The sequence below is a fragment of the Streptomyces africanus genome, assembly GCF_002150735.1.
Taxonomy (GTDB): domain Bacteria; phylum Actinomycetota; class Actinomycetes; order Streptomycetales; family Streptomycetaceae; genus Streptomyces; species Streptomyces africanus.
Genome location: NZ_MUKA01000082.1, coordinates 1 through 9309, shown reverse-complemented (window position 1 = coordinate 9309; position 9309 = coordinate 1). Strand labels below are relative to the sequence as shown.

Below are 9309 nucleotides of genomic sequence, written 5' to 3'. Positions count from 1 at the left end.
CTGTGCGACGCTCGCCCCGCTCGAACCACTCCGTCACCAGCGGGGCGAGCGTCGCACAGTCGGCCTGGGAGAGGGACAGGGCGGGCGCCGTGCGGCCGAGGGCGGCCAGGAGGATGTGGGCCCGGGAGCGGGTAGGACGCCGTTGCTTCGGTACGTCGCCCCGTGTGAAGGCCGCCCACCACTCATCGTCCCGGGCCGTGCGCGACCACCACGATCGGGTGATCCAGCGGGAGCTGCCGTCGTTCGCCGTCACGCACTCCCGGCCTCGGCGCAGGTGTCCTGCTTGCTGGATGCGGTTGAGGGCGGTACCGAGGGCGCACTGGCCGTACGGCAGCTGCTTGGCCAGCGTCTTTACGGAGATGTCGGCGCCGTCGGGGAGGCGGTCGAGGTAGGCGGCGATGGCGGCTTCGCGAGGTGGGAGGTGTGCGAAGTCGTTTTTTGCGCGGGGGAGTTGGTCAGGAGCAGTGCGTTTGCCGTAGCCCGGGTTCGCCATGGGGTGCGCGGACGAGTGGGCAGCACTAAAGTTGGCGTCATCCATGGGATCGATCGACTCTCGATCTCGTTGGTAAGCCCCCGCAGGTGTTGGCGCACCTGGCGGGGGCTGTTGCTTTGTGCAGGGAACGTTAAGGGTACGTGACTGTCCGTGGCAAGCCGGACGCGTCGCGTCAACTCGCCGGGTGGGAGGGTGGGTTGAGGCCCTCCCCCCCGTTCCTTGAAAAGAGGGCTCGAAGCCCGGGTCCCGAAGCTCAGGCCGTCTCGTCCTTGAGCTTCTCGATGAACGCGGACCAGGCAGTGGCCCGGAACACGAGCTTCGGGCCGTGGGGGTTCTTGGAGTCGCGGACGGGGATGACATCAGGGAGTGCCTGGGTGACTTCCAGGCAGTTGTCGCCGGTGCCGCCGCTGTAGCTGGACTTGTACCACTCAGGCGTGTTTCTCATGGCCGTAATCCTGCGCCATCGCCTCAAGGAGAGCCAGAGACTTCTCAGGCGAGAGCGCCGAAGCCGTGAGGAATTCGAAGTAGAGCCTGTAGCGCGCGACGGTGGCGGGGTCGTCCTCCATCCGTCCGGTGTCGACTCCTTCGAGATAGACCAGCGGAGGGGCGTCGTCGAAGTCCATCAGCCTGACGCAACCCTGCATCCCCGGGTGGGCTCCCGCATCGAACGGCAGAACCTGAACGATGACACGGTTCTGGCGGATCAGGCCGATGAGGTGGCGTAGCGCCTCCGCCATCACCTCCGGCTCGCCGGTCACACGGCGCAGTGCGGCCTCGTCAATCACCGCCCACAACAGGGGCTTTGTTGGATCGCCGAGGATCCGTGCTCGCTCCATCCGGCGTGTCACCAGCTCCTCGATGGCCTCTGCTGTCGCTGAGGGCTGGTAAGCGCGGCTGACGGCTCGTGCGTAGGCGGGTGTCTGGAGCAATCCGGGGATCAGCATCGACGCGTAGTCCCTGATGGCCGTTGCCTGCGTCTCCGCCTCTGCTGCTTCCGCAAAGTGCTCGCGGTACTTGGACTTCGCCGCCGCCCTGCAATTCCGCTGGAAAAAGTCGCCCGTCCCCAGCTCCTCATCCAGCATCCGCGCGTACTCCGGAAGCATCCGCCGCGTCCCGTTCTCCAACTGCCCGATGAACGACCCGCTCACGAACAGCCGCTGTCCCAGTTCCTCCTGGCTGAGGCCGGCCTTCTCGCGGGCGTGGCGGAGTTCGGCGCCCAGGAGGGCCCGCGGGGAGGAGGACGGGTCGAGGTCCCTGGATCCGGGCATGGGCAACTCCCTGTCGTACACATCGGGTTGTTGGGCCGCCGTATATCGCCAGGTTAGGGGCGCGTCGGCCACGCTGTGTGGTGAATCACAAACTCAGCGTGGAGGTAGGGAAAGGTGCGTTCGACCGAAGAGATCGTGGAGTCACTGCGGGACGCGCTCGCGGGAGTCGGTGTCGTGCTGCCGTCGCTGGGCGTCGACCCCGTGACCGGAGCGAGCGCCGAGCCGTTCGCCCTGGTCGATCTGGGGCGGTGCAACGTACGGACGGCCGAGCACCTGACCGACGTACTGCGCTCGCTGCCCGTGCGAGAGACGCTGCGGGCTCGCGTGAGACAGGTCAACCGGGAGCCGAAGTCACGGTGAAGTATTGGTGACCGGCAGGTGTACAACCATTCGACCGCAACCGCCGTCGAACTGACGTATCGCGCGTACAGCGGCGTACGCCCCACCGCACGCCATCCCGGAAGACACGTCCTTTCCCCAGAGGAATCCTGTTCATGACGTTCCGTTGGTTGTGTGGTGTCCTGCGCGTGCGCGGGAAAACCGATCTGCTTCTCGTGCTCCTCTTCGCCGCCGCTTTCGCCGCCCTGCCCGTCTTCGCGTTGCTGCCGTCGCTGTGGGGCTTCGCGGCGGCCTCGGCCGTGAGTTACGTCGCGGACGAGGTGCTGCACGCGCGGGCTCCCTCCTTCGTGCGGCGGCTGGCCGCGTTGCAGCTGAGCCGCACGATGAGGTTCACCGTGCGGACGGTGATGCTGCTCGCTCTGGCCGACCGTATGAACGCGTCGGACGCGGTGCTGGTGACCGCCCTGGCCGTGTTCAGCGCCCACTTCGCGCTGGTGACGCTGTACACGGCCGTGCATCACGCCATCCGGCGGCGCCGCACGCTCCCGGTGGTGGTGCGCAACCTCGACATGAGCGGGGCGGGCATCCCGCAGTCCCCGCCCGCCCTCCTCTACCGGCGGTTCCTGCGCAAGCTGCTGCACCTGGATCTGCCTGCCCACGCCGGGCTGCTCGTCGCGCTGGCGGTCGGGGCGTGGCCCCCTGCGGGCGTCGGCTTCGCGCTGACGGCCGGGCTGGCGGTGGCGGCGGTCGTGGCGCTGCTGACGCAGTTGCGCCGGGCCCGCCGGATGCCGTCACGGGACGAGGTGCTCGCGGAGGTCAACCGGCAACTGGCCGGGTACCGGCCGGAGGTGGCGCTGTACTTCAGCTTCGCGTCCGTGTCCCGGGACTTCATGTACCAGGTCAACATGTGGATCGAGACGCTGGAGCAGCTCGACCGGCGGCCGCTGATCATCCTGCGGGAGCGGGCCTCGTTCCGCTATCTGAGCCGTACACGGCTGCCGGTGGTGTGCGTGCCGAAGGCCGATGACGTGGCGCAGCTGGAGCTGCCCGAGCTCCGGGTCGTCCTCTATCCCGGCAACGCGGGCAAGAACGTGCACATGCTGCGCGTCGCCGAGGCCAAGCACGTCTTCATCGGGCACGGCGACAGCGACAAGCTCGCCAGCAGCAACCGGGTGAGCAAGGTGTACGACGAGATCTGGGTGGCCGGGCGGGCCGGGCGGGACCGCTACCAGCGGGTGCGGCACGCCATCAGTGACGAGGCGATCGTCGAGGTGGGCCGTCCGCAGCTGTCGCCGATCCGGCTGCACACGGACCAGGCGCCGGGTCCGCTGCCGGTCGTGCTGTACGCGCCGACCTGGGAGGGCTGGAGCGACGACGACTGCCACACGTCCCTGATCCCGATGGGCGTGACGCTGGTGGAGAAGCTGCTCGCGGAGAACGTACGGGTCGTCTACAAGCCGCATCCCCTCACCGGCAAGCGCTCCCGCGCGGCCGCCGACGCGGACCGGGCCGTCCGGGAACTGCTGCGCGCGGACAACGAGCGGCGTGACGCCGAGCCGGCGGAGGCCGCGGCCGCCGCCGCGAAGCCGCGGCTGGCGGAGATCCAGGCCCGCCTCGGCGAGCTCGCCGGGCGGCTCGCCGGCGACGACGCCCAGCAGACCCGCGAGGCGCGGGTCCCCGGCCGCGACGGGGAGGCCGAGTGGCACGAGCTGCGGGCCGAGTGGCACCGGATCTTCTGGGAGAGCCGCGACCCTGTCCGGCACAACGTGGTGGTCGGGCAACTGCCCACGCTCTACGAGTGCTTCGACCAAGCCGACCTCCTCATCAGCGACGTGTCGTCCGTGGTCGCGGACTTCGTGGCGAGCCTCAAGCCGTATGTGCTGACCAACGCGGACGACCTGCCCGACGCGGAGTTCCGGGCCGCGTACACCACCGCCGGGGGCGCCTACCTCCTCGACCGGGACTGCGCGCGCCTGCCGGAGATCCTGCGCTCGGTCCGCGACCCGCGCCACGACCCGATGGCGGCCGAACGCCGGGTCCTCAAGGAGTACGTCCTGGGCCCGGACCGCCCCACCTCGATGGAGCGGTTCAACGCGGCCGTCAACGCCCTGGCGGGCAGGGCCGCGGCGGAGCACGAGGAGTGGCGCGGGGAGGGGCCGCGGGTCGCCGTGGGGCTCTAGGGGGTATCCGTCTGAGGGGTGCCCGTGGCCGCTGCCAGGGCCGCGCGCAGATGCCCGTCGGACTCCGTCAGCAGGCGGGCCGCCGTCGGGCCGTCCACGTCGGCCAGGAGGGTCAGGATCGCGTTCTTCACCTCGCCGTCGGTGGCGGCCAGGGCCCGTTCGATCTCCTCGTCTGCGGCGCCGGTGGCGAGGGCGACGATGCGGTGGGAGCGGGCGCGCAGTTTGTCGTTGGAGGCGCGGACGTCGACCATCAGGTTCCCGTACGTTTTGCCCAGGCGGATCATCGTGATCGTCGAAAGCATGTTGAGGACCAGCTTCTGTGCCGTGCCGGCCTTGAGGCGGGTGGAGCCCGTGAGGAGTTCGGGGCCGACGACGATCTCGATGCCGTGCTCGGCGGCGGCCGCGAGCGGGCTGCCCGGGTTGCAGGCCAGGCCGATGGTGAGGGAGCCGCGGGTGCGGGCGTACTCGACGGCGCCGATGGCGTACGGAGTGCGGCCGGAGGCCGAGATGCCGACCACCGTGTCGTCCGGGGTCAGGCCGAGGGGCTCCAGGTCGGCACGGGCCAGTTCCGGGGAGTCCTCCGCGCCCTCCACCGAGGTGACCACGGCCTGCGGGCCGCCCGCGATCAGGCCGACGACCCGGTCGGGGTCCGTGTTGAAGGTGGGCGGGCACTCGGAGGCGTCCAGGACGCCCAGCCGGCCGGCCGTGCCGGCCCCGGCGTAGACCAGGCGGCCGCCCCGGGCCATCCGCTCGGCCAGGGCGTCGATCGCGGCGGCGATCTGGGGCAGCCGGGCCGCGACCGCTCCGGCGACGGTGGCGTCCTCGCCGTTCATCAGCCGCGCGATGTCGAGGGTGGGCAGCCGGTCGATGCCGGCCAGCTCCGGCCGGAAGGCCTCGGTGGTCAGGGACTCCAACTCGGCTCTGAGATCACGGGAATCGGAGGTGGAGGTCATGGGACGGCTCTTTCCGTGTCTTTCCGGTGCGTGTCGGCCGGGGCCGGCTCAGGGACGATGCCGGTGGGCCAACGCCTCGTACGACGCCGAGAGCGCCGGCGCCGCCGTCTCGTACGTCCGCTGCGCCACCCCCACGAACAGGCAGTCCACCACAAGAAGCTGCCCGGTCCGGGACGACATCGCCGCGGGACGCAGCTCGCTCTCCCGGGCCGTGGACGTGGTGAGGACGTGGTCGGCGTACTGGGAGACCGGGCCGTCCGGCCGGCCGGTGATCGCCACCGTCGTCGCCCCGCGCTCGAAGGCGACCCGCAGCGGCTCGATGACGTCCCCCGTCGACCCGGAGTGCGTGATGGCGATCGCGACGTCGCCCGCGCGCAGTTGCACGGCGTTGGTGACGGCCAGGTGCGGGTCGCTGTGCGCATGCGCGACCAGCCCTATGCGCAGCAGCTTCTGCGTGAGGTCCTGGGCGACCAGGCCGGACGCCCCGACGCCGTACACGTCCGTGCGGCGGGCACCGGTCAGCGCGGTGACGGCCGCGCCCAGTTGGGCGGTGTCGAGGCCGGCGGCGGTGTCGGCGAGGGTCTGCTGCTCGTCGTAGGCGAGCTTCGCGACCACGTCGGCGATCGGGTCGTCGGCCGCGATGTCCGTCGTTATGGCGGGGGCGCGGCCGGACTGCTGCTGGGCGGCGAGGCCGGCGAGGGCCAGGCGCAGGTCCCGGTAACCCGGATAGCCCAGCAGCCGGGCGGTGCGTACGACGGTCGCCTCGCTGGTGCCGGTGAGCTCGGCGAGGCCGGTGACGGTGAGGGCCGCGCAGCCGGCCGGGTCTCCCGCGACGGCCTCGGCGACGCGCTGCATGGAACGCGTCATCGACGGGCCCAGCGTACGGACCTTGGCCGCGAGGGCGGCGGGGGCCGGCGGGGTGCCGAAACTTTCCTTCACTCTTGGGGTCACTTCTGAAAGATATTTTCGGCTCGGCGTCTCGGTCAAGAGTGCGCACAATGGGGGCATGGACCCCATCAGCCCCCTGGAGCAGGCACTGCACGCCGCGCGCGCCCTCGTGCTGGCCGACCTCGTCGCGGGACGCGTCGCCGAGGCCGACGTCGTCTCCCTGGTCGAGGAGTCGGTCGTGCAGCGGCGCTGGTGGGTCGAGCAGTGGCCGGAGGGCGCGCAGTACGTCGCCGGCCTGGTCGCGCAGGACGTGCAGGACGCCCTGCTGGAGCGCTACGGCCGCTGGCCGCTGTGCCCGGTGTGCGGCACCGGCGAGCCGCACGCGCTGGACGTGCAACCGGAGTTGGGGCCCGACCCGCACTGGGTGTGCAGCGAGGCGGGCGTGAAGGTCGCGGCGGTCGGGTCGCTGGGCGAGGCGCTCGGCGGAGCGGCGTCCTCGTGACCGTCTACATCGACCCGCCGACCTGGCCCGGCCACGGCCGCATGTGGTCCCACCTGATCAGCGACGTCTCGTACGAGGAGCTGCACGCCTTCGCCGAACGCCTCGGCGTGCCCCGGCGGGCCTTCGAGCGCGACCACTACGACATCCCCGACCAGCGGTACGCGGACGCCGTGAGCGCCGGGGCCGTGGAGGTCAGCAGCCGCGAGGTGGTGCGGCTGCTGCACGGGGCGGGGCTGCGCCGGCCGAAGGGGCGGACTCAGCCACGCGGTTCGCGCAGCTCGTAGGCGACCTGCTCGGTGTCCTCCGCGACGGCCTCGAACCCGGCGCGGGCGAGGACGCGGTGCGAGGGCGCGTTGTCCCGCTCGACGTTCGCGACGACGGTCCGGACCTCGTCCCGGGACAGCGCCCACGCGGACAGCGCGCGCAGCGCCTCGGTGGCGTAACCGTGGCCACGGGCCGCTTCGACCAGGTCGTAGCCGACCTCCACCCGCCCCGACTCGTCCGGCACGCTGTGGAAGCCCATGGCGCCGAGCGCGCGGCCGTCCTCCCGCCGGACCAGGACGTACATGCCCCACTCGGGCCGGTGGACGCCGTCCTCGTACTGCTTGAACACCAGCCCGGAGCCCACCCGGGTGCCCTCGACCGGGCCGCCGTCGAGCCACTCGAAGCCGCCGTCGCCGACCGTGGCGAGATCGCCCGCCGCCGCCGGGGTGACGCCCTGGAGGGTGAGCCGGTCGGTGGGGATCACGTGGTTGTTGCTCCACCGCCACTCGGTGACCGGCTCGCGGCCGGGCAGGTCGCCCCGGCCGGTGGCCCACAGCAGGGTCCGCCACGGGGTGGGGCCGGGCTGGACGTGCGGGAAGAGCCGGGTGAGGACGAAGTCGCACAGCTCGGGGGCCGGTTCGTACGCCACGCCCAGGCCCTCGGCCACGTCGTGGGTGTGCAGCAGCACCTCGGCCACGCCCATCGCGGCGAATCCCTCACGGTTCGCGCTGCGGAACGGATACGGGTGGAAGGCCCGGACGTCGCGCGGAGTGGTGCGGATCGTGGCGGCCAACAGGACGCCCATCGTGCGGATCACCCGCAGCGCACCCGCGTTGTCCGTCCCCTCCTCCAGCGACATCTCGAACGGCGTGTACGCCTCCTGCTCGCGCCCCGCCAGCTGCCCCGCGTACGCGATGAGGTCCTCGGCGATGTGCACCGCCGTCTCCCGGCAGCTCCACTCCAGCCGCCCGGCCCGCACCGCCTCCCAGTCCCGGTCGGTGACCGCCCCCAGCAGGCCCACGCACTCGTCGACGGCCTGCTCCACCTGTTCCGCACCCGTTGTCCGCATGCCGGGCAGGTTACGAGGGGTCGCCGGGCGGAAGCGACAGCATTTCCAGCTCGGCGGTGAGGTTGTAGCGGGCCGTCGCCTCCCACTCCGACGCTCCGTACGGCGTCCTGAACAGCCTCGGCAGGTCGAGGAGTTGGCGCAGGATCGCCGCGCGGCCCGTGCGGAAGGCCTCGTTCGGGACGAAGTGGTACTCCTCGCGGACGGCGGCGGTGTAGGCGGCGTACGCCGACGGGGGCGAGGCGAGGATCGCCAGGTCGGCGTCGCACAGGACCTGGCCGTCGGGGTCGTCGTCGGCGGGGTCGTGGCCGACGGTGAGGCGGACCAGGCGGGCCACCTCGGCGGCCCTGGCGGCGGACACGCCGGCCTCGGGCAGGGCGCGTTCGGCCAGGCGGGCGGAGCGTTCCTCGTTCTCGGAGCGCTCGGGCAGGTAGACGGCGTCGTGGAACCAGGCGGCCAGCCGGACCACGTCCGGGTCGTGCGCGTACTTCTCCAGTACGTCGATGTGGTCCAGGACCGCCGTCAGGTGCGCCACCGTGTGGTAGCGGCGCTGCGGCTCCTGCCAGCGGCCGAGCAGGTCGTCGGCGTACGGGACGGGGTCCGGTCCGGCGGCCGGGCCCCGGGCCGCCTCCAGGGTGCGGACGAAGCGGGCGCGGAGGGCGTCGATATCGGCCATGGGGGCATTCTCCCGCTCGGCGGGGTCGGGCACCTAGCGTGGGGTCCATGACGACTCCTGCTGATGTGCACGACGTACGGGACCCCGAGCAACCCGGGAGGCTGCTCGCGATCGAGCGCGACGCGCTGATCCCGCTGTTGCGGGCCAGGGCCGAGGAGGACTTCGCGCTGCCCGTGGGGGCGTGTCCGGGCTGGTCGGTGCGGTCGGTGCTGGCGCACTGCTCGGCCGCGCTCACCCGGGTGGTGGAGAACCGGTTCGAGGAGGGCGTGTTCTCGCCCGAGTCGAACGACCGGGACATCGCCGAGCGGGGCGGCTGGAGCAACGCGCGGGTGGTCGACGAGCTGGAGCGCGGGATGACCGAGGCCGGGCCGGTGATCGCCGGGGCGGGCGGGAAGCTGGACGGTCTCGCGCTGGGGGAGTGGGTGCACGCCGGGGACGTCCGCGACGCCTTCGGCGAGCCCGGGGCGTACGGCGGGGCCGGGCTGCCGGACGCGCTGGCGCTGCTCGCCCGGATCACCCGCGAGCGGGGGCATGTGCCGCTGCACGCCGACCTCGACGACCTGGACGAACCCCTGCGGCTCGGGGAGAGCGGCGGGGAGCGGCCCCCGGGCCGTTTCATCGGGGACGGGCCGACCCTGGTGCGGCTGTACACGGGGCGGCCGGCCGGCGGGGCCGAGTTC

11 protein-coding genes and 1 pseudogene are annotated in these 9309 nt (G+C 72.0%); 5 read left to right on the top strand and 7 right to left on the bottom strand.

Translation table 11 applies throughout. The annotated features are described in order from the left end of the window. From CCL05_RS13315 to CCL05_RS13305, 3 genes and pseudogenes are all read right to left on the bottom strand, one after another. A pseudogene (locus CCL05_RS13315) lies at positions 1–493 on the bottom strand (hypothetical protein); the annotation flags it as partial. Between the two features lie 253 nt (positions 494–746). After that, a complete protein-coding gene (locus CCL05_RS13310; protein WP_086560707.1) occupies positions 747–938 on the bottom strand; it encodes a DUF397 domain-containing protein in 192 nt (63 codons plus the stop codon). Next, complete coding sequence (locus CCL05_RS13305; protein ID WP_086560706.1) at positions 922–1761, bottom strand: helix-turn-helix domain-containing protein; 840 nt, start codon at positions 1759–1761, stop codon at positions 922–924. The genes CCL05_RS13310 and CCL05_RS13305 overlap by 17 nt, the downstream gene beginning before the upstream one ends. 114 nt (positions 1762–1875) lie before the next feature. On the opposite strand from CCL05_RS13305, the gene CCL05_RS13300 reads away from it, so the two are divergent. After that, complete coding sequence (locus CCL05_RS13300) at positions 1876–2121, top strand: hypothetical protein (protein WP_086560705.1); 246 nt, start codon at positions 1876–1878, stop codon at positions 2119–2121. A 134-nt stretch (positions 2122–2255) separates the two neighbouring features. Continuing rightward, positions 2256–4280: a hypothetical protein gene (locus tag CCL05_RS13295; RefSeq protein WP_086560704.1), complete on the top strand. Its 2025-nt coding sequence runs from the start codon at positions 2256–2258 to the stop codon at positions 4278–4280. Here the strand turns inward: CCL05_RS13295 and murQ are convergent. After that, positions 4277–5233: an N-acetylmuramic acid 6-phosphate etherase gene (gene murQ, locus CCL05_RS13290; protein WP_086560703.1), complete on the bottom strand. Its 957-nt coding sequence runs from the start codon at positions 5231–5233 to the stop codon at positions 4277–4279. The two genes, CCL05_RS13295 and murQ, sit on opposite strands and share 4 nt — an antisense overlap. 48 nt (positions 5234–5281) lie before the next feature. Beyond that, on the bottom strand, positions 5282–6184 hold the full coding sequence (locus CCL05_RS13285) for a MurR/RpiR family transcriptional regulator (RefSeq protein WP_425275915.1): 903 nt from the start codon (positions 6182–6184) through the stop codon (positions 5282–5284). 55 nt (positions 6185–6239) lie between these two features. Between CCL05_RS13285 and CCL05_RS13280 the strand changes: the two genes are divergently transcribed. Beyond that, entirely contained in the window at positions 6240–6623 is a 384-nt protein-coding gene (locus tag CCL05_RS13280; protein ID WP_086560701.1) for a hypothetical protein, read from the top strand. After that, positions 6620–6907: a DUF4031 domain-containing protein gene (locus CCL05_RS13275; protein WP_086560700.1), complete on the top strand. Its 288-nt coding sequence runs from the start codon at positions 6620–6622 to the stop codon at positions 6905–6907. Before CCL05_RS13280 ends, CCL05_RS13275 begins: the two co-directional genes overlap by 4 nt. Here CCL05_RS13275 and CCL05_RS13270 read toward each other — a convergent pair. Together CCL05_RS13270 and CCL05_RS13265 are read right to left on the bottom strand one after the other, a co-directional pair. Beyond that, positions 6880–7932: a GNAT family N-acetyltransferase gene (locus tag CCL05_RS13270; protein ID WP_086560699.1), complete on the bottom strand. Its 1053-nt coding sequence runs from the start codon at positions 7930–7932 to the stop codon at positions 6880–6882. The genes CCL05_RS13275 and CCL05_RS13270 overlap by 28 nt on opposite strands. A 34-nt stretch (positions 7933–7966) precedes the next feature. Then, a complete protein-coding gene (locus CCL05_RS13265) occupies positions 7967–8629 on the bottom strand; it encodes an HD domain-containing protein (RefSeq protein WP_086560698.1) in 663 nt (220 codons plus the stop codon). 47 nt (positions 8630–8676) lie between these two features. Here CCL05_RS13265 and CCL05_RS13260 point away from each other — a divergent pair. Then, on the top strand, positions 8677–9309 hold a 633-nt coding region (locus CCL05_RS13260; protein WP_107400454.1), incomplete at its 3' end, for a maleylpyruvate isomerase family mycothiol-dependent enzyme.

Coding starts and splice junctions, on each gene's coding strand:
- CCL05_RS13280 (WP_086560701.1), top strand. CDS start 6,240: ATGGACCCCATCAGCCCCCTGGAGCAGGCACTGCACGCCGCGCGCGCC.
- CCL05_RS13265 (WP_086560698.1), bottom strand. CDS start 8,629: ATGGCCGATATCGACGCCCTCCGCGCCCGCTTCGTCCGCACCCTGGAG.
- CCL05_RS13295 (WP_086560704.1), top strand. CDS start 2,256: ATGACGTTCCGTTGGTTGTGTGGTGTCCTGCGCGTGCGCGGGAAAACC.
- murQ (WP_086560703.1), bottom strand. CDS start 5,233: ATGACCTCCACCTCCGATTCCCGTGATCTCAGAGCCGAGTTGGAGTCC.
- CCL05_RS13305 (WP_086560706.1), bottom strand. CDS start 1,761: ATGCCCGGATCCAGGGACCTCGACCCGTCCTCCTCCCCGCGGGCCCTC.
- CCL05_RS13310 (WP_086560707.1), bottom strand. CDS start 938: ATGAGAAACACGCCTGAGTGGTACAAGTCCAGCTACAGCGGCGGCACC.